The 22,134-nt window shown below is 59.8% G+C and carries 16 protein-coding genes; 11 read left to right on the forward strand and 5 right to left on the reverse strand.

The genetic code is table 11. The annotated features are described in order from the left end of the window. Window positions 1-32: 32 nt before the first annotated feature. Both H2O65_RS04420 and H2O65_RS04425 read left to right on the forward strand, forming a co-directional pair. Complete coding sequence (locus H2O65_RS04420) at window positions 33-827, forward strand: YaaA family protein (RefSeq protein WP_182142442.1); 795 nt, start codon at window positions 33-35, stop codon at window positions 825-827. A 37-nt stretch (window positions 828-864) separates the two neighbouring features. Then, complete coding sequence (locus H2O65_RS04425) at window positions 865-2,610, forward strand: hypothetical protein (RefSeq protein ID WP_182142443.1); 1,746 nt, start codon at window positions 865-867, stop codon at window positions 2,608-2,610. A 48-nt stretch (window positions 2,611-2,658) separates the two neighbouring features. On the opposite strand, the gene H2O65_RS04430 is transcribed toward H2O65_RS04425, so the two are convergent. Next, on the reverse strand, window positions 2,659-3,768 hold the full coding sequence (locus H2O65_RS04430; RefSeq protein WP_182142444.1) for a LacI family DNA-binding transcriptional regulator: 1,110 nt from the start codon (window positions 3,766-3,768) through the stop codon (window positions 2,659-2,661). A 916-nt stretch (window positions 3,769-4,684) separates the two neighbouring features. Between H2O65_RS04430 and H2O65_RS04435 the strand changes: the two genes are divergently transcribed. Both H2O65_RS04435 and H2O65_RS04440 read left to right on the forward strand, forming a co-directional pair. After that, window positions 4,685-5,983, forward strand: a complete 1,299-nt coding sequence (locus tag H2O65_RS04435) for an MFS transporter (protein ID WP_182142445.1) — start codon at window positions 4,685-4,687, stop codon at window positions 5,981-5,983. 27 nt (window positions 5,984-6,010) lie between these two features. Continuing rightward, a complete protein-coding gene (locus H2O65_RS04440; protein WP_182142446.1) occupies window positions 6,011-7,492 on the forward strand; it encodes a glycoside hydrolase family 32 protein in 1,482 nt (493 codons plus the stop codon). A 54-nt stretch (window positions 7,493-7,546) separates the two neighbouring features. Here the strand turns inward: H2O65_RS04440 and H2O65_RS04445 are convergent, their stop codons facing one another. Beyond that, window positions 7,547-7,975: a DUF1801 domain-containing protein gene (locus H2O65_RS04445; protein ID WP_182142447.1), complete on the reverse strand. Its 429-nt coding sequence runs from the start codon at window positions 7,973-7,975 to the stop codon at window positions 7,547-7,549. A gap of 179 nt (window positions 7,976-8,154) precedes the next feature. On the opposite strand from H2O65_RS04445, the gene H2O65_RS04450 reads away from it, so the two are divergent. Beyond that, the gene (locus tag H2O65_RS04450; protein WP_220458796.1) at window positions 8,155-9,315 is read left to right on the forward strand and encodes a GTPase domain-containing protein; all 1,161 of its coding nucleotides are present in this window, start codon (window positions 8,155-8,157) and stop codon (window positions 9,313-9,315) included. A 38-nt stretch (window positions 9,316-9,353) separates the two neighbouring features. On the opposite strand, the gene H2O65_RS04455 is transcribed toward H2O65_RS04450, so the two are convergent. Then, a complete protein-coding gene (locus H2O65_RS04455; protein ID WP_182142448.1) occupies window positions 9,354-9,665 on the reverse strand; it encodes a thiamine-binding protein in 312 nt (103 codons plus the stop codon). A 99-nt stretch (window positions 9,666-9,764) separates the two neighbouring features. Here H2O65_RS04455 and H2O65_RS10555 point away from each other — a divergent pair, with 99 nt between their 5' ends. After that, the gene (locus H2O65_RS10555) at window positions 9,765-10,379 is read left to right on the forward strand and encodes a sugar O-acetyltransferase (RefSeq protein ID WP_182142449.1); all 615 of its coding nucleotides are present in this window, start codon (window positions 9,765-9,767) and stop codon (window positions 10,377-10,379) included. Between the two features lie 289 nt (window positions 10,380-10,668). Here H2O65_RS10555 and H2O65_RS04465 read toward each other — a convergent pair whose 3' ends face one another. Next, entirely contained in the window at window positions 10,669-13,209 is a 2,541-nt protein-coding gene (locus H2O65_RS04465) for a lysylphosphatidylglycerol synthase transmembrane domain-containing protein (RefSeq protein WP_182142450.1), read from the reverse strand. A 149-nt stretch (window positions 13,210-13,358) separates the two neighbouring features. Between H2O65_RS04465 and H2O65_RS04470 the strand changes: the two genes are divergently transcribed. After that, the gene (locus H2O65_RS04470; protein WP_182142451.1) at window positions 13,359-14,834 is read left to right on the forward strand and encodes a polysaccharide biosynthesis tyrosine autokinase; all 1,476 of its coding nucleotides are present in this window, start codon (window positions 13,359-13,361) and stop codon (window positions 14,832-14,834) included. A 99-nt stretch (window positions 14,835-14,933) separates the two neighbouring features. Next, window positions 14,934-15,650, forward strand: coding sequence for a low molecular weight phosphatase family protein (locus H2O65_RS04475; RefSeq protein ID WP_182142452.1), 717 nt, complete (start codon window positions 14,934-14,936; stop codon window positions 15,648-15,650). On the opposite strand, the gene H2O65_RS04480 is transcribed toward H2O65_RS04475, so the two are convergent. After that, window positions 15,647-16,096, reverse strand: coding sequence for a VanZ family protein (locus H2O65_RS04480; protein WP_182142453.1), 450 nt, complete (start codon window positions 16,094-16,096; stop codon window positions 15,647-15,649). The genes H2O65_RS04475 and H2O65_RS04480 overlap by 4 nt on opposite strands. Before the next feature lie 82 nt (window positions 16,097-16,178). Here H2O65_RS04480 and H2O65_RS04485 point away from each other — a divergent pair, with 82 nt between their 5' ends. The 3 genes from H2O65_RS04485 to H2O65_RS04495 all read left to right on the forward strand — a co-directional run bounded on the left by H2O65_RS04485 (window position 16,179) and on the right by H2O65_RS04495 (window position 22,040). Next, a complete protein-coding gene (locus H2O65_RS04485) occupies window positions 16,179-16,589 on the forward strand; it encodes a DUF6941 family protein (RefSeq protein WP_182142454.1) in 411 nt (136 codons plus the stop codon). A gap of 264 nt (window positions 16,590-16,853) precedes the next feature. Continuing rightward, entirely contained in the window at window positions 16,854-18,767 is a 1,914-nt protein-coding gene (locus tag H2O65_RS04490) for an ExeM/NucH family extracellular endonuclease (RefSeq protein WP_182142455.1), read from the forward strand. 3 nt (window positions 18,768-18,770) lie between these two features. Further along, window positions 18,771-22,040 (forward strand): cell wall-binding repeat-containing protein, encoded by a 3,270-nt coding sequence (locus H2O65_RS04495; protein WP_182142456.1) that lies wholly within the window; start codon window positions 18,771-18,773, stop codon window positions 22,038-22,040. Window positions 22,041-22,134 lie beyond the last annotated feature (94 nt).

The following is a 22,134-nucleotide window of genomic DNA, read 5'->3' on the forward strand; positions in this document are numbered from 1 at the left end:
TTCAAGGCATTTTGAACACGAGGAGACCTGGCATGCAGATATGGCTTCCGCCCTCTGAAAGTAAGGCGGCGGCGACGGCCGGTCCGCGGCTCGAGTTGGACTCGCTGGTGTTTCCCGAGTTGGCGGGCGCTCGGTCCGCCGTGATCGCGGCGCTTGAAGAGTTAGGCGCGGGGGAGGACGCTGCGCGGGTCCTTAAGCTGGGCGCCAAATCTGCCGCGGAGGCTGATGCGAATCTTCGGTTGTTCGAGGACGGCTGCGCGCCCGCCCTCGACCTCTATACCGGAGTGCTTTTTGAGGCGCTGGATGCGGGTTCGCTGACGGATGCACAGGCGCGGAAGCTCAACGGTGTCACGCTGGTCTCCTCAGGGCTGTTTGGGTTTGTTCGTCCCGGGGACCTTATTCCGGGTCACCGCTTGGCAATGGGGGTGAACCTACCGCCGTTGGGGCCGCTTGCGACGTGGTGGCGTCCTCGGCTTGAGTCTGCGGTGGGGGACTTGGCTGGTGAAGTGGTGTTTGATGTCCGCTCAGGTCCCTACCGGTTGGCGTGTCCTGCGAAGTCCGCCAGCGTCGTGGAGTTGGGGGTTGTGAGGGAGAGTGGCGGAGAGCGCAAAGTTGTCAGCCACATGGCGAAGAAGTGGCGGGGTCTGGCGGTGCGGCACCTGGTGTGTGATGAGGCGGTGACGGAGGATGCGGACTTGGCCGAGGTGCTGACCTCCCTGGAGGTTTTGGGCGAGAACTTGGAGGGGCGGCTCGAGGTTGCTGCTCCGGTGGCCAGCCGAGGGGGCGGGGCCGTCACGCGGGCAACGTTGGTCTTTCCCTCAGCGTGAACCCCAGATGTCGGAGGTGGCAAGTAGGCTGTGAGGTATGACAGACGACACTTTTGACGAACTCGACCTCGTACGCAACTTGCGTCGCGACCTCGACGCAGACACGCCAATGCACCTGCTCTACTCGGCTGCCATGATCTCGGAAATGGCGGAGTCCGGGGAAGAGCCGAACGTCAGGGTTAGAGATCTGGCGAACTCGATGATTGAGGTTGCGGAACCTGAGACGGACGCGCTGCTCCTGGTGTGGGCCGAAATGCTGGGTGATGAGCTGCTGAAGAGGCGCATCCATCGGGTCGTGAAGCCCAGGGCGGAAGTGCTGCCCGCGTGGCTTGCTGAAATCGCGCGGCTGCGACCCGTGAAGGCAGTGTCGCTACGCAGTCCGGTGAACACTGAAGAGACAATCGTGATTGAGGTACGTGGGCCGCGGGGACATTTCTCGATCATGGCGGGCCTGGATCTGATGGGCATTCCATTTCTTGAAGATGCGTACCCTTTGGAGGATGACATTGAGCAGATAAGGGCTCGGGTCCACGCCATGGCGATCCCGGCTGGGTTGCGTCCGAAGATCGTTGAGTTGAGTTTGGCGGATGCCCGCGCACGTCTAGACTCTGCCGTTGAACACGCCGGACGCATGTTTCCCCCCGTTGAGACCGATACGTGGCCGGCCATGCAGCCGCTCTTGGAATGGCAGTTGAGGATCATGCCGACTGGTGGCAGGGGTTTTGAACTGGATGAGTGGGACGATGAGCGAAGGGATGCGCTGGAGCAGACGTTCCTAGATTCCCCTCACGCTGCTGGCCTTGATGCTGAGAGTGCGAGCATGCATGTCTCCTTACTCATTGACCTCGCATGCAACTACGGCACGGGTGACCCCAGGCAGTGGAGCAATGTGTTGGTTCAGAGGATGCTCTTGGACCTCATCCCCCGCAAGGTCGCTTATCCATTCGAAGACATGGTGGGGATCCCGGCGACCATGTCAAGATTCATCGACTTTGCCCACGGGGAGCTTGGTGTGCCGCCAGACTTCACCGAACACACCCAGCGGGCCATCGCAGAGGCGGCGCCTCAGTATCGCAGGTTGCTTCATCGCGACACGGGTGCTCAATCTGAGTGGCCGGAGCAGTTGGGGCTTGTCTCTGAGATGTGGCCGGAGGGGTTCGAGGTGGCTGGACAAGCTGTCTCCGGGTTTCCTGAGCCAACGTATGAAGAGCTGGCACTGCGCACTCGCGAAGGTATGGCTGTCGAGGTTGGGGGCGTGGAAGCCTTTGAGAGCCTCGGTGTGGAGCCTTTGCCCAGCGGGGAAGACGTTGCGCTGGAGCTGGTTAGTGATGACATTGTCGAGCGGGTGAAGGCAGTCGCACAAATGATTACCGACGTGGCAGGCGACTTTTTCCAAGACCCGGAGATGGTCACGGCAAGCCTGCGCACGCTCACTCTGGTTGCGGCAAGTAACCCGGCGAGCATTCTCAGGGGTGCAAACGATGCCAATACTGCCGCAACCGTGTGTTGGATCAGTGGTCGGAACAATGAATGGTTTGACCGCAGTGTCAAGGGCCGCACCATCAATGCAATGAAGGAAGCATTTGGAACCAGAGCGGACCTGCCCGCCCGTGCAGTGACGATGCTGAAGTACTACGATACGGCGCTAAACACCACTCACAGGCTGGCGCTGGGGGATCCCCAGCTGCTTACCTCGACCCGCAGGATGATGCTGGTGGACTGGCGGGAGAAGTCAGATTTGTTGCTGTCTCTCGCCCGGCAAGCAGACCAGGGGCATCGGTAGCGGCCCGCAGGGGCTACCGGGGGCGTGGGTCTGCGATGGAGCCGCGTTCTACCGGGGGCGTACGTCTGCGACAGAGCCGCGCTCGACGAGGGGCATGGGGATGAGGAACTCGGGGTCGGCCTCGGGGTTAGCTTTGGCGCTGGCACGGCCATCGCCGACGGGGTTGGCTCCGGGCTCGCCCTCGCCCTCGTCGTTGGGTTCTGGGGGGTTGTGTCGCGCCGACACCTGCTCGCCGACCCAGTTGGCGGCGAACCGTCCCATCTCTTCATACGGGAGGCGCATTGTGGTGAGATCCAGGTACTCCGCCAACTGTTCGTCGTCAAAGGACATGATCGAAAGGTCTTTCGGGACACTCAAGCCCAGCTCAGTTGCGGCCTGGTAGACACCAAAGGCAAGGCGATCATTTGCGGTCACCACCGCGGTTAGTTCGGTCATACGCAGCAGTTCTAGGGCTGCGATCCTGCCGGGAGCAGGGTCCCAGTCGCGGACATGCTGTTCGGCTACGAAAGAGAGGCCGGCTTGCGCCATTGCGTCGTCGAGGCCAGCGAAGCGGCGCCCAATGGACACCGACCGGGTCGGATCCAGAAGGTCCTCATGGCGGCCAATCAGCCCGATACGGGTGTGGCCGCGGTCTAAGAGGTATCGGGCGGCGTCGCGGCCGGCCGCGAACTCGTCGGGAAGTACGGACGCCAGTCCGTCACTTGATCCATTGACGATGATGGCGGGAACAGACTTGGCCGAGGGTGGAAGCTCGATGCGGCGCGCTGCCATCAAGCCGACAAGTAGGCCATCGACCCGCCGGTTGAGCAGGTCGGCGAGGGCCTCGTCTCGACTTTCGGTGTGGCCTGCCGATTCACTGATGAGGACGACGCGCCCGTCTGCCTGAGCTTGATTGACCGCGCCGGCGATCATTGCGGAGGCGTACCTGGTGATGGTGACCTCATCCGAGATGAAGCCCAGAGTTTCACTGCGCCCCGTACGTAACGATCGTGCCCTAGGGTCTGCTGAGTACCCCATCTCGGCAGCGGTCGCGCGGATCTTCTCGGCGGTAGCTTCGGCAATGCGCGTGCCGGGGCGGTCCGCAAGGACAAGGGAGACAGTGGTTGGTGAGTAGCCGGAACGTTTTGCAACCTGGGCAAGGGTGACGCGCTTCTTCATTGCTTTGCCCGCCTCTCGGTAAAACGCCTACTTGGGACAACATCCTATGCGCACGAGGCGTGTGGAGCCGTAGCGCGCGATCGCCACCGCACTCGCTCTACCACCGCCCCCGCCGCAGCTCCAGCCGTCTCTTCATCGCTCCCGCCGTGAAATGTTTACGTTGGGATCAAATACATGCTTGGGGTCGATACCCGCGACCCACTTTGCGCCCCAACGTATACATTTCGTGCTTGGGGGTGGGGCGGCTGCCTGCCAGCGCGGGTTGCCAGGCTCTTTGGAGTCGGTGGGTTGTTGTTTGCTTGATGTTGAGGTTGGTACCGGCGCTACCCGTGTCATAAGGGAGCGAGTTATGCCTAACGGAGCGGGTTTGGCGTGCATAACACTGTGATTCCAAGGAAAATGGGACCAAACTCGCTCCGTTAGGCATTACTCGCTCCGTTAGGCATAACTCGCTCCGTAAGGCGTAACCGGCACCGTACGGCGTAGCAGTCATCGCTTCCCATTTCCCAACCCAGGCTCACAGGCAGTTTGACACAGGCGGTCCCGAGGGCAGAGATGGCGACTTTTGGCGCGTTTACCGTTCCAGAAGTAGCAAATCTGCGAAAGGTGGCGTGAGACCGAGGCGCAAGACGCGACCTCAAGCCCCGCAACGGTGAACCGCATAGGACCAAAGGGCCTCCCGAGGTCGCGAGAGCCGCGCGTAGTGCATGAATGTGATGCACGACACACAAATGCTTGTTGAGAAGCTGTTGGAACGGGGCCCTGAGGGCTATTCTGAAAGCGCTAAAACGATTTAGCAAACAACTTCTGAATCCTTGATCCTTCAGTTGGGCTTTCGGATACAGGGGTTGCGGGCTTTCACAACATAGGCGTTAGAAGAGACACCTCAACAAGGAGAGGGGCAACGGTGGCCCAGATGGCTTCCAACCTTAAGAACAGGTCCTACCTGCAGAACTCGGTAGCGATTCTGCTGTTTTTCGCATCGTGGGGGATCTGGTGGTCCTTCTTCCAGCTCTGGCTCACCAAACCCGCAGCCGAAGGTGGCCTCGGATTTGATGGCGGCCAGGTCGGCACCATCTACTCCATTAACTCGGCCGCAACCCTGGTGATCATGTTCTTCTACGGGACCGTGCAGGACCGCCTAGGAACTAAGCGCCACCTGGCAATCCTCCTCGGAGTGATCGCCACTTGCATCGGCCCGTTCGCCAACTTTGTTTACCGCCCCCTCCTTGAGTCCAACTTCTGGCTCGGTACCATCGTCGGTGCGATCGTCCTCTCCGCCGGGTTTATGGCAGGCGCGGGCCTCATGGAAGCCATTGCAGAACGCATGAGCCGCCTGCACAACTTCGAGTACGGCCAAGCCCGCATGTGGGGTTCGTTCGGCTACGCCCTCGTCGCTCTCGTTGCAGGATTCCTCTTCGTGGTGAACCCTGCCCTCAACTTCTGGGTTGGTTCCGCATTCGGTTTCGCGCTGCTTCTCGTCCAACTGCTGTGGAAGGTGAAGGAACCCGTCCACGTCTTGGATGGTATCGAAGAGGCCCCCTCCGTTCCCGGCATCCGGGAAATGCTCGGACTGCTGAAGATGCCGACACTGTGGGCCGTGATCCTCTTCGTTATCGGTTCGTGGACCTTCTATAACCTCTTTGACCAGCAGATGTTCCCCGACTTCTACACCGGCCTCTTCGAAAGTAAGGCGCGGGGCGAACAGGTTTACGGCATCCTCAACTCCGTGCAGGTCTTCGCTGAAGCTGCCATGATGGGCATCATCCCCATCCTCATGCGCAAGGTTGGCGTCAAGCCTGCCCTGATGATGGGCGTAACGGTCATGGCCCTGCGCATCCTGGGTTGCGCGGTTTTCACGGATCCGATCATCGTCTCCGGCGTCAAGATGCTCCACGCCATCGAGGTCCCGCTGTTTATCTTGCCGATCTTCCGCTACTTCACCTTGCACTTCAACCCGCTCCTCTCCGCCACCCTCTACATGGTTGGCTTCCAGATCGCCTCGCAGATCGGCTCCGTAATCCTCTCCCCGCCCATGGGCGCTCTACGCGACGCAATCGGCTACCAGCCCACCTTCTTTGTCATCTCCGCAATCGTTGCCGTTGCAGGTGTGTACGCCTTCTTCGTCCTCAAACCGGATGACAAAGATGTCCTCGGCGACCCGTTCATCCGGGATGGTGCCAAGACCGACATCGCCACGATCGCAGCCAACTAGCTCCACTCAACGAAGAAGGGAAACGCCATGAAAGAACAGATCGAAAAAGCCGAGGCCGCAGTTCACGAACTACTTGAGAACAGGAAGGACCGCTGGTACCCGACCTTCCACATCGCACCCCTCGCCGGGTGGATGAATGACCCCAACGGCCTGTCATTCTTCAAGGACCGCTACCAGGTGTACTTCCAGCACAACCCGTACTCACCGGTGTGGGGGCCGATGCACTGGGGTCACGTCTCCTCTTCCGACTTGGTGACGTGGCGCCGCGAACCGATCGCGTTTGCGCCCTCGGTCGAAGAGGATAAGGACGGCGTCTTCTCCGGCTCCGCCGTCGTCAACGACGACAAGCTCTACACCTATTACACCGGCCACCGCTGGCGCAACGGTGTGAATGAGGACGAGGGCAACCTTCAAGTCCAGATGATGGCCACCTCCAAAGACGGCATCACCTTTGACGACAAGAAGATGATCGTTGACTCGCCGGAGGGTCTGCTGCACTTCCGCGACCCCAAGGTGTGGAAGATGGGTGAGACCTGGTACATGGTCTTCGGTGCCTGCTCTGCGGAGAATCGTGGTCAGGTGTGGCTATACACCTCCGATGACATGGAGAAATGGAGTTTTGACAGGATCCTTTTCCAGGATCCCGATCCCAAGGTCTTCATGCTGGAGTGTCCCGACCTCTTCCCCGTCGGTGACAAGTGGATCCTCATGTACGGGCCGATGGGGCCCGACCCCGTTGGTTACGGTTCCCGCAACGGCCACAACGCCGGCTACGTCGTTGGGAACTGGGCGCCGGGGGAGGACTTTGAGCCCCTCACCAACTACCGTCCCGGAGACTGGGGGCACAACTTCTACGCCCCGCAGTCTTTCGAGGCCCCCGATGGGCGGCGGATTCTGTTCGGGTGGATGGGCGCCTTCACGCTTCCCATCGTTTCCCAGAACGAGGACGGATGGAGCGGCCAGCTAACCGTTCCACGCGAGGTGTCACTGAATGAGGACCTGACCTGGAACACCAAGCCAATCGCTGAACTTGACTCGCTGCGGGTCAGTACCGAGGACTTGGGTTCCTTCGTCGTCCCGACCAACACCACGCAGGTTCTTGTCGAGGACGCAGGGCCGATGGAGATCGAGTTGGAAGTCGACCTCGAACAAACCACTTCGGAACGCGTTGGTCTGCTGATCCACAAGACCGAGTCTGGCGCCCACACCTTTGTCGGGTACGACGACCTCGCCCAGCGTGTCTTCATCGACAGGCGCCTCACCGGCCATTGTGACCGTGGCTACCGCGCCGCGCCGTACCGTGGTGGACGCAAACTGAACCTGCGTATTTTTGTCGACAACGGTTCGATTGAGGTGTTCGTGGATGGGGGAGTCGAGGCCGTGACGTCTTTCAGTTTCCCCCTCGATGGGCCGCGCTCCCTGGAGATCTCCAGTGAATCAGGGCCGATCCACGTTGACTCGTTGAAGATTCACCGTCTGCGCTCAATCTGGGAGACGCCAGACAAGTAAGTACGAGGGCGGAGCGCCGCGGCTGCACGTTGTTGTGGCCGCGGCGTTCCCCGTTTAAGGGCGTTCCGCTTCCTGCATTGTCACCCGCAGCGACTGCTCTAGGAGCTCCCGCAAAACCTCCCGATCGACCTTTTCGAGACGCGTGATGTACAGGCAGGCTTTGCTCGCCCTGTGGGGGCCGAGGGCGGCAAGGAGCTCCGGCCACCGCTCTGCGAACCCGCTGACTAGGTAGATGGTGTGGTTGCTGGGCCCGGGCGCGAATGCCAGCAGGGGAGCGGTGCCGCCATGACCGCTGGGGTAGTGGTATTCGTACTCACCGAAGCCAATGATGCGCCCAGCCCAAACCCGGGGCTCTTCGCCGGTGATCTGTTGGTGCATGGCTATCAAATCATCGACCTCGGCACGTCGGGGGCCCCTAGCCCGGTCGGCCACATCCTCAACAGACATGTCGGAGGGAACCATTGCAGGTGCTTTCTGTGCCATCATTTCCTCCCGAGTTGAGTTCCGCTCGCCCCTGTTCAGCGCGTCGCCGCATGACACAAGGTTAGTTGTAATGCCACGTGAGGGTCGCCGCGTCGTACAAGTGGCCGCGCAACCACCGATGGGGCGCCGTAGACTTGATACTGGTGGCATTGGGGCCCCCATGAGTGAGCGGAGTAGTGGTGAAACGCAACAGGCAGTCAACGGGTATGCCGCAGTTCGCCACGGCAGCTTTTGCGGATGCCGCAACGGAGAACCGGCGGCGCTTTGGACGCTTCAACCTGGGGATTGTGGGTGAGACCGGAGTGGGGAAATCCTCCCTGGTCAACGCAGTGTTTGGGGAAGCCCGGGCGAGGGTCGGAGTTGGCCTACCGGTGACGCGAGGAGTGAACTATTATCACGAGGGCGCCCTCGGAATCTGGGACTTCGAAGGGTTCGAAATCGGTGGCGGCGCGCCCCAACTGCTCCGGGAAAACCTGCGGAAAATTGCTGAACGCCCCGCTGACGAGCAGATCTCAGTTGTTTGGTACTGCGTCCTCTCCAGCGCCGGAAGGCTCACCCGTACCGACATCGCGATGATCAACGAACTGGAGGCCGCGGGCCTGCCCGTCATCATCGTCCTCACCAAAGTCGATTGGGACCGCAACCCGGTGACCGGCAAGATGGCGCCCTCGTACGCTGCAGAAACACTGAAGCAGTGGATTGAGAATCCACGGGACGAGGTCGGAAGACCCATCATCATACGCAATCGGGGAGTCGTCCTGACCTCCGCCGTGAACAGCAAGGGGAAGGGCGTGGGGTACGGCCTCAGTGATCTCGTAGAAAGAACACTGGAACTTTCGCCCGCAAGCGAGAAGGATGCCTTTCGCATCGTCCAAACGCTCAACCTGGGGTGGAAAAGGGACATGGCGCGGCGCGATGTCACAGCCGCTACAGCGAGCGCTGCAGCTGCGGCCGCGGTTCCCATTCCCATCGCGACGGCCGCGGTCCTAGCACCCATCCAGTTGGCGATGATGGGGCGGGTTGCGGTGGTTTACGACCTCGAACTCAGGTCGGTGTTTTCCGTATCCGCCCTAGCGCAACTGGCGACCCAGATGACGGGGAGGGCGCTTGCGGCGAGTCTGGTCAAGTTCATCCCCGGGGCGGGCAGCGTCATTGACGCGGCAGTGGCCTCCGCGCTGACGGCGGCGACGGGTGAGGGGTGGATCCGGTTCTGCGAAGCGATCTACACCGGGAAGGTGGACCTGCGTTCAGCCGAGGCCGTGTGGCAACGGTACGCACCGACTGCGGCCAGTGTGTTCGCGCAGTGGGTGGCGGCGAAGAGAACGAGGGCGGCGCGGTAGCAGACTCGGGGGAGCCCTGGGATCGGGGCGTCTGCTGGTTAGTCTTCTCTCTCGCCCAGCGCCTTTTCGAGGCGTTCGACCTTGGCGTCGATTTCGCCCTCGTACCCCGGGCGGATGTCAGCTTTGAGGACCAGGGAAACGCGGCTGCCAAACGGTTCTACGGCTTCGGTGGCGGCCTTGACGACGGCGAAGACTTCGTCCCAGGTGCCCTCCAACTCTGTGAACATGCTGGTGGTGCGGTTGGGCAGGCCCGAATCCCGAACCACCTGCACGGCTGCTGCGACGGCGTCGTGGACGGAGGCGTCCTTGCGGCCGGTTCCTGACGGGGCGACGGAGAATGCGACGATCATGTTGTGGGGCCTTTCGGGTGGGGTGCGGTTCTTACCACCAGGGTAGCTGGCTTCCCCTAAGCAAGAATCGGGACACAATGGGGTATGGACTTTTCTCAAATGAGCGACATTGAAATCATGCTTTCTGGCTTGCCTTACGACCCGACCATGCCGGGGCTAGTCGAACAACAGACGGCGGCACTTGAGCGCCTCTACGACTACAACGCCACGCGACCCAGTGAAGGCGCGCTTCGCGAAGAGCTCCTTCAGCAAATGTTCGCGAGCATCGGCACTGGTTGCTACATCGAGCCGCCCTTGCACGCGAACTGGGGCGGAGCGAATGTTCACCTGGGCAACTCGATTTATGCCAACTTCGGGTTGACTCTTGTGGACGATGGGGAGATCTTTGTCGGCGACCACGTCATGTTTGGCCCGAACGTTGTGATCGCCACTGCGGGGCACCCGGTGACGCCAGAGCCACGGAGTCGCGGCATTCAGTTTAACCTTCCGGTTCACATTGGACGCAACGTCTGGCTCGGCGCCAGCGCATGCATCATGCCCGGCGTGACTATCGGTGACAACACCGTGATCGGAGCGGGCAGCGTGGTGACCGCGGACATCCCTGCAAACGTTGTTGCGGTGGGGAATCCGTGTCGAGTATTGCGCGAGATCAGCGATCGTGACAAAGAGTTCTACTGGCGTGATCGGCGTTTCCCGGACTCAGACGGCGCATAGTCGGGCGGGGAACCCCTCGCGGCCAAACCCCCGCGTCCGCCCAGAGGCCCATGTCACGAGATCGCTTAACATCGGCAGTTTCAGGTCGCATAACAGTGTTACGTGTCGAAATTAAGCTATTTCGCGGGGAGAGGGGGGCACCCATCGCCGTGAGTCTTCCTAGGCCCGGATGCACAGCCACTTCATTGGTGTTCCGCTAGTGGACGTGCAACGCACAGCGCCACACGCTTGCCGAAAGGGCTCTCGTGCTGGGCGCCCGTTGAAAGAACCTGCGTGCTGGGCGTCTTCCTTACACCAGGTCCCTCTTCTGCATGACGCGCAGCGCAAGCCAGCCGATTGGGACCTGAATGTAGAAGGTGACAAGCCTGAAGACAACGGCGGTTGAGAGGGCGACTGCGGCGGTGATGCCTGCAAGCGTGAGGCCACCGGTTAGCGCCGCTTCAACAGGGCCGATACCGCCTGGGGTGGGGATCACTGAACCAGCCGTGTTCGAAAGCAGGAACGTCACGGCAAGCGCAGGGAAGCTCAGGGAGTGCCCGAACGCCGCAAGCGACGCCCCAAACGCTCCGATGAAGCCAGCGTTGACAATGATGATGCCAACGAATGCCACCACCATCTCACGTGGGTTGGCGAGCACCCGGGTCAGTTCCGGGGCGATCTGCGTCCAGATTGGTGAAACCTTCCCCCACACCCATTTGCGTACCTTCGGTATGGCGAAGAGAGCAGCGAGAAGGGCAATAACCCCCGCTGCGACCCAGAGGATCGTCATGGCGTCAAAAGAGAAGGACGCCACGGACGTGCCGCTGATGACCACAATTAATAGGAGCAGGGTGATGGCGGTGATGAAGTGGTAGACCTGCAGGACAGTCACTGTTGCCACAGCAACCGGCATCGTCATGCCCTGGCGGGTCAGGAACCTTAGGTTCAGGCCTGCCGGCCCAATACCGGCGGGCGCGGCAACCCCGACGAACGAGGCCGCCACCTGCGCCAAAGTTGCATCCCAAAGTTTGATCTTCACCCCGGAGAATGCCTTCAAAGACAGGGCTGAACCAAACCACGGGGTCAATCCGATCACGAAGGCCACCAGAATCCACCACGGATTGGCGTCTGCCAGTGCCTTACCGATTGAGTCAATGTTGAGGGAGCCGAGGACGGACACCACAACGATCACCAGCATCACTGCGATGAGGACGCTCTTCGGGCTGAAGCGTTGCAGACGCAGGGGTTCCAGCTGCTCTGGGGCGGTGTTCGCCGAGGATGCCAGGTGTTCACGCAAGTCACTAAGCAACGGTCCACGCCCGATGCTCTTACGAACGCTGGGTGGCAGAATTGCCTTCTGCAAAGCCATGGCTGTGGCGGCCAGTTGCGGGGCAGAAAGGTGTTTCTGCGCGGAAGCAACGGCGCGTTGCGGCCCAACGGAGAGTGCCAGGCACGTGAGGAGCTGGGCGCAGTCAACCTGGCGACTCAGCAGGGAGCTTCCCACGTCGCCCTGATCCCAACCGACGATCCACAGGCGGGCGTCCTCGTCCACCAGGAGTCGCGTCCCATCAAGGTTCTGGTGCGAGACGCCACGACTATGCGCAGCATTCAGTTGGGTCCACGCCTGGTCTAGCAGGTCATCTGCTGCGTCCTCGTCCAAGATGCTGGCCACTGGCGGCAGGGACTGCCACACCAAAACCGTTGACCCCGCGGCCTCACTGAGGGCAACTGGGCGTCGGGACCGCGTGCCTGCCTCCATCGCCGTCTTCGTAGTGAGAACTGTTCGTTCCGCGTGAGCCTTCACCGACGGGGAAGTCCAACGCCCAAGTCCCGAGAGGCGGAAGGTGGACCACAGCTCTGAGAGGGTGTTGGTGATGCCCCGCTCCGGGTCGAGGACGTCGAGGTCGTAAACCACCCCGTCAGTGCCGACAAGCCGATAACGCCGATCAGCGCCAATGGTCACCGTGCCTTGCCGCGTCGGCAGGATGGAAGCGTCCGAGGTGGCGGCCTGTCCCTGTTCGGCGGCATGCAGGGGTAGTACGACATCTCCATAGGCAAAGTCATCTTGCTCCGCGACCTGCCAGGTGTAAAAGATTGAACTGTCGCCCTCTGGCAGCTCGCGGCTGATACTTGCCGGAATGATGCCGATGTTGAGGACGGCTTCAACCAGCTCCGAGGGCGATGCGCGCAGGTCGCCAAACCCGAAAGCCCAGCGGGCCACCTCACCAATCATTCGCCCAAATAGGAACGTGAGGAAAAGTGTGGTCAAAGTGCCGTTGTCCTGCAGCACCTCCAACACCAAGAGGAACCACACCCCGTACCAGGACAAACGGATCGCCCTCGACGAGGCTCCCGTGCCGGCGATTGTCAGCCCGGCAATCAGGGAGCCTAATCCGATGTCCGGGGTTGTTAGGGTTGCCTGCACGACCTCGGGCAAATGGGGCAGCACCAGAGCCAACCCCCACGTGATGAGCCCAGCAACTAGCGCCGTAATGGCAACTGCAATAAGAGAATCGAAGCGGCGCTTGCGGGCCAGGGCCACGGTGACCGCAATCGGACTGGCGAGGAGGAACAGCCCTTCAGCCAGCCGCAGGGGAATAAGTAGTAGGTTGCGAAGGTGATCGCCGAAGACGGCCTTAACTTCCTCAGTGGTTGTGTGATCGGTTCCCATCAGCGCGAAACTCAGCACAGCTAGCAGTAGCACGAGGGCGAGCAGTGCTCCACCCAGATCTTCCTTGCGGTGAATCCGCGACGGCTTGGAATCGGTGACCTTCACGTTGCCGGTTAGTCGTGGTTTCGGTGGGGGAGGCCCATCAACTCTGACGACCTCGGCATTCTGCTCTTGCTCCATAACGACTACTATATTTGGGGTCGTGGCCCACAGGGTGGAAGTCTCACACTATTAGAGCGGTCACTAGAGGCCGAATTGCCCGTGTTTGGTGAGGATTGCGGTGATAGGCTTCCCGCGTAATAGAACACTGTTCAGAGGGGACCGCCACTTTGGAACTTCAGGACTACCTGAGAATATTCCGTAAGAACTGGGTGTTGATCCTAGTGTCGACCCTCATCATCACGGGCGCCGCGGCAGCGTGGTCCATGATCCAAACCCCCAAGTATCAGGCCACCTCACAACTGTACGTGTCGGTGCGGACGGGTGACGCATCCGTGGGGGACCTCAGCCAAGGCACAAACTTTGTACGTTCAGCAGTGACAAGCTACGTGGATGTGGTTGGCACAGCGATCGTCATGGATCAGGTGTCAGAGGAACTTGGCGGTGCACTATCTCCGACTGAACTGGCGTCAGCGGTGTCTGCGTCCTCTCCAACGAACACCGTCCTCATCAACATCTCTGCGACAGATTCCGATCCGGAGCAGGCAGCTTTGGTTGCAAACACCACAAGCGCAGTCTTTGCCGACGTGGTGACCAACCAGTTGGAACGTCCCAGTGAGGGTGCTCCTGCGCGGGTTCAAGTTGATGTGGTGCAGCCTGCTCAGGTTCCCGGAGGAGCGATCAGCCCCAATGTGACGCGGAATCTTGCCTTGGGATTCATGCTGGGCCTGATGCTCGGTCTGGGGCTTGCAGTTTTGCGTTCCGTACTCGATACAAAGATTCGCACCCGTCAGGACGTCGCGTCGATTACGGATGACCCGGTCCTGGGTCGCATCGTTTTCGACCCTGATTCCACGACGCGGCCCCTGCTGGTACAAGACGATCCCACCAGTCCGAGGGCGGAGGCATTCCGCGCATTCCGCACCAACTTGCAGTTCCTCAAGGTTGACGGCAACCCGCGCAGCTTCGTGTTCACCTCCGCTGGACCGAGCGAGGGTAAGTCGACAACTGCCGCAAACCTAGCCATCGCGATTGCACAAGCCGGGTCAACAGTGTGCCTGGTGGACGGGGACCTACGTAAACCACGTGTTGCAGACCTGATGGGTGTCGAGGGCGCGGTTGGTGTTACCGACATCCTTATTGGCCGCGTCACCCTCGCTGAAGCACTGCAAGGATGGGGTCAGCCCAACCTGGTTGTTCTCCCGGCCGGGCACCGCCCGCCAAACCCCTCGGAGCTGCTTGGCTCCCAGGAAATGGGGGACCTGATCTCAAACCTCAAAGCACAGTTTGACTACGTCATTGTTGACGCGCCGCCCGTGTTGGTTGTTACTGACGCAGCACTGATCGCCAAGGATGTTGGCGGGGCGCTGATGGTGACGGCCGTGGGTGAGGCTCGTAAGGATGCGCTGGGTGATGCGCTGGGCACGATGGAACGCATCGACGCTCGCGTCCTCGGAATCGTCATGACCAAGGTGCCAACCAAGGGTGATGACTCATACGTCTATTACGGCTCCACTTACTATGGCTCACCGGCCCATGAAATGGTCGCGCAGTCGCGAAAAGGAACGGGTGCGCGGTGGCGGAAGCCAGGCGCTACAGAGCCTGGCGGCGCTGGTACCGTAGTCGGGACTCGTCGGAGCAAGTAGTCGTCACTATGTGACAAAAGTCCTGACGGTGGGCATGTCGTCATCTCTCCGGATAACCTAGATCAGACAAAACCCCTGATTAGAGGCCTACCAGAACACATGTTGAGTATACTGACTGTTTGCACTGGAAATATCTGTCGATCCCCGCTTGCCGAGTACCTGCTTCGTGAGGACCTCCCACCGGAAGAATTCAACATCTCCAGCGCCGGGATTATGGCCGTGCCAGACGGGCGCGTACCTACGCAACAGCTTAGGATCGCTGCATCTATTGGCATCGGCGGCATGGAAGCGCATAGGGCGCAGATGCTTACCAAAGGCAGACTTGGAGTGTCCGACCTAATCCTTGCACTCTCCCGCGGACACCGTAAACGTATTGTTCGCATGGACCCCCAGGTGTTGCGGCGAACGTTTACGTTGCGCGAGTTCGCGTACCTCGCCGGTCACGTTCGTCCGGAGGACGTTGAAGTCTGCTTCCCTGAGTTTCCAGACACTTTACAGGCGGCGGTGGAGGCCGTTGCCCGTATGAGGGGAATGGTGCCACCTCCAGCGTCAAATGGGGACTTCGACGTTGTGGATCCGTTCCGTGAGTCGCGGGCCATTTACAAACAGTCTCGTGATCAGCTGGTCCCTGCCGCGGAAACCACGGCAGCGTATCTTAACGGCATCGTTGATCTCTTTGGCGTTGGAACATTCGAGGGCGAGCGACGGGAAATGACAGAACCTGACATCATCAGCCAGGGGATTCCCAGGATCCCTGCAATGCCGAAGCGGGCGGAGCTACGGCGCTGGACAAAGTTCGGGCGGGCTAAAGCCTAGGTTGCGCCAGCACGTCCTCGTCGGGTCGTGGAGTGGTTGATGATTTGTAGGACTCCAACGCCCGCAAGAAGTCCAAGCCAGCCACCCAGTGAGTTTGCTGCCAAATCTGAAATAGTGGGGTAGCGGCTGGGAAGAAACAGAAACTGGCTTGCCTCAATAAGCCCTGACATGAGTGGCAGTGCGATGATGCCCAGCCAGAGTCGCGCGGCTGGAAGCGCCAGGGCGAGGAAGAAGCCCAGTGGCGTAAACATGATGATGTTTGCGGTGAACTCCCACTCGACCTCGCCAAAACTGGCGGGCACCCCAATAGCGTGAAGGGCATCGAGCAGGGCTTTGGCGACGGCGCCGTGTGCTGAGCCCCCGGACTGGGGCGTCAGTGTAATGAGGGCGACCAGGACGGTTGTGATGGCGAAACCGACTTGCCCAACCCGCCTCGTGGTGGTCATTGACTTAGCCTAGCGTGGCCGACAGCGGGTAACGTGAGGGAACGGGGATCGACCTCGAACATGGGTGATGAGAGGAAACACGATGAGGCTTGCGATGGCAATACTTGCTGACGCTGCGAATATCCGGGAGGGGATGCTCAACGTACTCTCCGCGGGGGTTAGCGAGATGTGGCGTAAGGACTTTCCCGCACCCTTCGGCGCAGTTCTTCCACTACTGATTGAGCTGGATGAAAAAGACGACTTCGAGGTTCTCGTCGTTGAGGCACACCTGATGCATCGCGGCGACGACGGCCGCGATGAACAAATTGGTGTCATGTCCGGGCAGATCAAGCGGCAAGGGGAGCCGGGGCCGACAACAAATGTCCCGTCAGTCCTCGGCTGGGGCGACGTCATGCTACCCGGGCCGGGGGAGTACTACGTGCGGGTCAACGTCGGCGGCGTGGTGTGGACAGACGTGCCATTTCGAGTGCATCAGCTTCCGCAGGGAGGCTAGGTTGCACTTTAGTGCAGGTTTCAGAGGGCGTTCTGGCACGTTTTCGCACGATGCTGTGATGGTTGCGTGACCTGTCGCCATCTGCGCCCTCAATCGCGTTGCAAGCGTTGCGCGCGCACTGTAGGTTAGCTAGTCCAATCTTCTCCTCAAATCGGGGAGAAGTGTGGAAAGTCGGGAGGTGCGATGGTCACATCGTTACCCCCCGGCCTTTTTGTTTAATTACAACAAGTGGGCATAGACGCCCACATTGTCGAAGAAGACAGAATGCGATTAGTTTCGCGGTGGTCTTCCGTATTGGCAGCAACGGCTTTGGTGGGTACTTCATTCACCCTTGCCGGCCCTGCTCTTGCGGTGGATCTTCCAGAAGGTGACCCTGAGGTCGCCGTGACGGAGCCAGCAGGGGAAGTGGCTCCAGACGAAAACCCCGAAGAAGGTAGCCCAGGGGAAGAGGCTCCCGAACAAGACGCGCCAGCAGAAGAGGCGCCAGTACAGGTGCCAGGCACCTCAGATATTGCGCCGCTGGATGTGTCAACGAATCCAACCATCGCGGAGGTTCGCGCTGGCGCTGATGGCGAAACTGTCACAACCGAAGGCTGGGTCACCGCCGCTTACCCGACGGGTGGCCTGAACGGATTTGTGATCCAGACGGCCGGTTCCGGTGGTGCTTACAACTTAGCCACAGAATCAGACGCAATTTTCGTTTACACCAACCACAGTAACAACGTGGCGCCAACTCCCGAAGTTGGTAAATACGTGAAGGTTACCGGTTCGGTTGCGACCTTCAATGGTCTGCGTCAGCTCAACATCGGCCCGGCGGCAAGTGCACCCTCCAAGATTGAGGTCGTAGCGGACACGACCGGGATCGCATTGGCCACACCCGCAACGGGAGCTTGGCCGAAGACGGCTGAGGGCCGCACAGCGATCCAGTCGATGCTCTACACTCCGTCCTCGGATGCTGGGTTCGCGGTTACCGACAACTACAACGCGAACTCTTACGGGACGCTGGGGATCTCTGTATCGGGTGCCCCGCTGCAGCAGCCCTCGGACGTGACCGCGGATACGGTCAAGCGTGCAGAAATCGCAACCGCCAACGCTGCCAACCTGTTCGTCCTCGACGATGGCGCAACAACGCGTTTCGCGGGGGGCAATGCCACTAACAACAAGTTGGTGCCACCTTACGTTTCGGCTGACGGTGCAACCGCTGTTGGTGCGAAGGTTGAATTCACTGAGCCACTCATTGTTGACTACCGCAACAACGCATGGACGCTGAACCCGACCCACCAGATCATGACCACCGAGACCGCAGTTACCACCGCGCTGCCCGCCACCTTCACCCATACGCGCCCTGCCGCTCCGGGTAACCTTGGTGGAGACATCGTTGTGGGTGGTTTCAACCTAGAGAACTACTTCCCAACCACACTCGGCGGAGCATGGGCAGCTGCCCACCCCGGCGCGAACTGCACGTCCTACAACGACAATACGGGTGCTCCTGTTGCGATCAACCGCTGCTCCGATGTCGTGCAGGATGGTCTGTCAGTGTCGAACCCGCGTGGCGCTTGGGATGAGGCAAATCTGGCACGCCAGACGGACTCCATTGTTAAGGCAATCAATGACCTTGATGCTTCGGCACTCGGAGTCATGGAGCTGGAGAACTCGTACAAGATGTCCTTCGGTGATGCATCCAAGGCTGGCGCTTCCGCCGCTTACTTGGTTGCTCAACTGAATGCTGCGGCAGGCACAGAGAAGTGGGCTTATGTAACTCCGGAACCTTCCGAGCAAGAGCCCATCGATGAGCAGGACGTCATGTACCCGGGCATCATCTACCAGCCCGCTAAGGTGACCGCAATTGAAGATGGCCAGCTAACACTAAGTGAGCTCTCGGGTGCTGGAGATGCATTCTCCAATGCTCGTGCACCGTTCGGTCAGCTGTTCAAGCCGACTGCCGGGGGCGAGCCCTTCTTCCTGGTCGCGAACCACTTCAAGTCGAAGTCCAGCCCCGGTGCTGGGGATGAGGCCGATCTGGGTGAGGGCGGCTGGAACGCTTCCCGCACAGCTCAGGCTGACGCCCTCGTCAAGTGGGTTAACGGAGATGCAAAGGCAGAACTGAAGGCACGCACGGGATGCACGGTGGAAGATACCGTCCTCGTCGGTGACTTTAACTCCTACACCTTCGAATAGCCGATGACCAGCATGTACGCCGCGGGATTCACCAACGTGAACATTGTTGATGGAGTGCCCGCTGCCGCCTCGTACAGCTACAGCGGACTTAACGGCTCGCTGGACCACGTGCTGATCTCAAACTCCGCATCTGATCGAGTTACGGGCCACGCAATCTGGAACATCAACGCTCCGGAGCAGATTGGTCTGCACTACTCACGCTACAATTACACGGGCGGCGAGTTCGTTCAGAAGAACATTGGTAAGCCAGTTCGGGCTTCCGACCATGACCCGGCAGTTGTGGGTTTGAAGGCCGGAAAAGATGTAGTCGCAACAGATGAGGTCACACTTCTCAACATCAACGACTTCCACGGTCGCATTGATGGGAAGCTAAGTGACGACAAGAATGCGATCACGGCAAGTTCGACGATCAACTTCGCCTACACGATCGACTCGCTACGGAACCAGGCACCTTACGAGAACTCCTTGTTCCTCTCAGCCGGTGACAACGTTGGGGCATCGCTGTTTGCTTCGGCACTAGCCAAGGACCAGCCGACAATCGACTTGCTGAATGCCCTGGGCATGGAAGCATCGGCCGTGGGCAACCATGAATTTGATGCCGGTTGGGCTGATCTTCGTGATCGCCTCGCCAAAGAGTTCAATGGTGTGTTGCTGGGTGCGAATGTGTACAAGGAAGGGACCACTACTCCGGTCCTGCCTGAGTACGCAACATTCTATGCAGGTGGCCAGAGGATCGCAGTTATCGGAGTGGTGACTGAAGATACTCCCACGCTGGTAAACCCGGATAACGTAGCTGGCCTGACATTTGGTGATCCGGTCGACGCGGTAAACCGTGTCGCTGAGCGTCTCGAGTCCCTCCCGGCCTCGTACCGCCCGGACATCATCATTGCTGAGTACCACGAAGGTGCTGCTGCAGTGAGCGCGGACACCACGCTTCAGGAGAAGATCGAAGAGGGCGGAATCTTTGCTCGCATCGTTACTGAGACCTCAGCTGCAGTGGACGTGATCTTCAACGGTCACACCCACCGGGTGTACACATGGAATGGTCCGGTTCCCGGCGTTGATGGCGCTACTCGCCCCATCGTTTCGACGGGTCAGTACGGTACCAACGTCGGTAAGGTTGTCCTCTCCGTTGGTCGTGATTCTGGCGTCCTCGAGGACTACTCGATGGAGATCGTCAATGTCGCTGGCTTCGCCGCTGGCAAGAGCATTGAAGACATGGTCGATGGTAACCAAACCATGGAGGAAATCTACGGAATCACCCTGGAAGCATTGCAGGTTGCAGACGCGGAAGGTGCTGTTCCGGTCGGTAAGATCACGCAGACCCTTTCCCGTGACTACACCTTGGGTGAGTACGTTGACGGCAAGTGGCAGAAGGGCACAACCGGGGCGGCAAACAACCGTGACGGCGAATCCCCGATGGGCACTCTGGTCGGCAACATGCTCCGTGATGGACAGATGGCTACTCTCCCGGTTGCACCTGACTTTGGTGTGACGAACCCGGGTGGCCTGCGGACAGACTTCGAGTACGGAGCAGATGGAACCATCACGGTCGCCGGTGCCCGCGCAGTCCTGCCGTTCAACAACAACCTCTCAGTTGCCCAGATGACTGGGGAACAGATTGTGAAGATGTTGGAACAGCAGTGGCAGCGTGATGCAACTGGTGCAGTTCCTTCACGTTCCTACCTGCAGTTGGGTCTGTCGGACAATATCTCGTACACCTACCACGAGTACACTGATCCAGCTCACCCCGACTTCAAGCTCGGCGTAATTGATTCGGTCACGCTTGACGGGAAGGCTCTTGAAATGGACCAGACGTACAACGTCGGTACATTCGAGTTCCTGGCTGCTGGTGGAGACAACTTCTTCGCATTCAGGGATGCAACCGTTATCGACACAGGTCTTGTTGACTGGGAGTCGTGGCTGGAGTACCTATCGGTCGCGTCTGGCGCGACAGCTGGCGCCGACGAAACAATCGTGTTTGAGACCCCGATTGCCCCAGACTTCTCACGTCGGGGTGTTGCGGTTGAAGGCATGCCAGAAGAAGGTTTGGTAGCGGGTCAGGAAGTTACCCTGACATTCCGTGACATCAATGTTCAGGCTGTGGGAGCTCCGAAGAACACTGAGTTGAAGGTGTCTCTTGCAGGAACTGAGATTGGAACGTTCGCCATCAACGAGTCCAAACTTGAGGACGGCAACTGGACTGATTCGGCAACCGTGAAATTCACTGTTCCGGCGGGCTTTGGCGGCGAAGGCAACCTTGTTGCTACTGCTACTCCGACGGGCACAGAGGTTATTGTGCCTGCGCGTTCAGGCAGCAGCCCGGAGCCAGTTGAGCCCAACGTTCGTCGCGTCGCTGGTGACAACCGCTATTCGACCAACCTGGCAGTCATCAACGCCCTCGACCACGAAAAGGGTGGAGTGGTGTTCGTTGCGTCAGGTACCGGCTTCGCGGATGCACTGTCTGTATCACCCGCGGTAACGGTGAACGATGGTTCTTTGTTCCTCACTGCAAAGGGTGCCCTTCCTGCACAGAGCCTGGCAAAGATCAAGAGTCTTGCGCCAAGCAAGGTGTACGTGATCGGTGGTAGCGGTGTTGTTTCGTCGAACGTGGTGGCACAGTTGCGCAATGCAACCGGTGTGTTCCCGCTGCGAATCGGTGGAGAGGACCGCTACGAGACTAGCGCGAAGGTCTTCCAGACCTTCTTCAGTGGCCGAGATGTTGATCGGGCGTTCATTGCGACCGGTCTGTCATACCCGGATGGTCTGTCTGCTTCGGCAGCTGCGGGTGCGTTCGACGCTCCGGTGCTGCTGGTCAACGGTAGTTCGGGTTCGAACCTCATGTCGGAGTCCACAGCGCTTCTGAAGCGCCTCGGAACCGATAATGTTGTGATCGCGGGCGGTGTGGGTGCAGTCAACGCAAAGATCGAGTCGAACTTGAAGAAGGACTTCTCGACCGTCACCCGTGTGTCAGGTGCGGATAGGTATGCAACCAACATTGCTGTGAACAACTATGTGAGCGCAAATGTTGGGGACACTGCAATGACCGGTGTTTGGGTAGCAACGGGTACAGACTTCCCGGATGCTCTGTCTGCTGCTCCTGCTGCAGGTGACCCGACACAGCGTCTGGTTCTGAGCAATGGGAAGTGCATTCCGAAGCCAGTGGTCTCTGAGTGGATCACCGGTGCGGATTCACAGGTTGAGATGACCACTCTCGTTGGTGGCGTCGGCGTACTACCTAACGCTCTCATGAAGCTGCCGGAGTGCAAGTAGGAGCCTTTGGAACATCCAAAGGTAGGAGGTTGGTGGCTGCTAACTGCTCAGGGTGAGGCTCAGATAATGAGCACCACCAGTGGGTGGGAATCGG

Origin of the sequence: Schaalia sp. JY-X169 (assembly GCF_014069575.1) — a bacterium.
GTDB lineage: Bacteria > Actinomycetota > Actinomycetes > Actinomycetales > Actinomycetaceae > Scrofimicrobium.

Bases quoted from the DNA above. Each gene is read 5' to 3' on its own strand.
- H2O65_RS04420 (WP_182142442.1), top strand. From the start codon at position 33: ATGCAGATATGGCTTCCGCCCTCTGAAAGTAAGGCGGCGGCGACGGCC.
- H2O65_RS04425 (WP_182142443.1), top strand. From the start codon at position 865: ATGACAGACGACACTTTTGACGAACTCGACCTCGTACGCAACTTGCGT.
- H2O65_RS04430 (WP_182142444.1), bottom strand. From the start codon at position 3,768: ATGAAGAAGCGCGTCACCCTTGCCCAGGTTGCAAAACGTTCCGGCTAC.
- H2O65_RS04435 (WP_182142445.1), top strand. From the start codon at position 4,685: ATGGCTTCCAACCTTAAGAACAGGTCCTACCTGCAGAACTCGGTAGCG.
- H2O65_RS04440 (WP_182142446.1), top strand. From the start codon at position 6,011: ATGAAAGAACAGATCGAAAAAGCCGAGGCCGCAGTTCACGAACTACTT.
- H2O65_RS04445 (WP_182142447.1), bottom strand. From the start codon at position 7,975: ATGGCACAGAAAGCACCTGCAATGGTTCCCTCCGACATGTCTGTTGAG.
- H2O65_RS04455 (WP_182142448.1), bottom strand. From the start codon at position 9,665: ATGATCGTCGCATTCTCCGTCGCCCCGTCAGGAACCGGCCGCAAGGAC.
- H2O65_RS10555 (WP_182142449.1), top strand. From the start codon at position 9,765: ATGAGCGACATTGAAATCATGCTTTCTGGCTTGCCTTACGACCCGACC.
- H2O65_RS04465 (WP_182142450.1), bottom strand. From the start codon at position 13,209: ATGGAGCAAGAGCAGAATGCCGAGGTCGTCAGAGTTGATGGGCCTCCC.
- H2O65_RS04475 (WP_182142452.1), top strand. From the start codon at position 14,934: ATGTTGAGTATACTGACTGTTTGCACTGGAAATATCTGTCGATCCCCG.
- H2O65_RS04480 (WP_182142453.1), bottom strand. From the start codon at position 16,096: ATGACCACCACGAGGCGGGTTGGGCAAGTCGGTTTCGCCATCACAACC.
- H2O65_RS04485 (WP_182142454.1), top strand. From the start codon at position 16,179: ATGAGGCTTGCGATGGCAATACTTGCTGACGCTGCGAATATCCGGGAG.
- H2O65_RS04490 (WP_182142455.1), top strand. From the start codon at position 16,854: ATGCGATTAGTTTCGCGGTGGTCTTCCGTATTGGCAGCAACGGCTTTG.
- H2O65_RS04495 (WP_182142456.1), top strand. From the start codon at position 18,771: ATGACCAGCATGTACGCCGCGGGATTCACCAACGTGAACATTGTTGAT.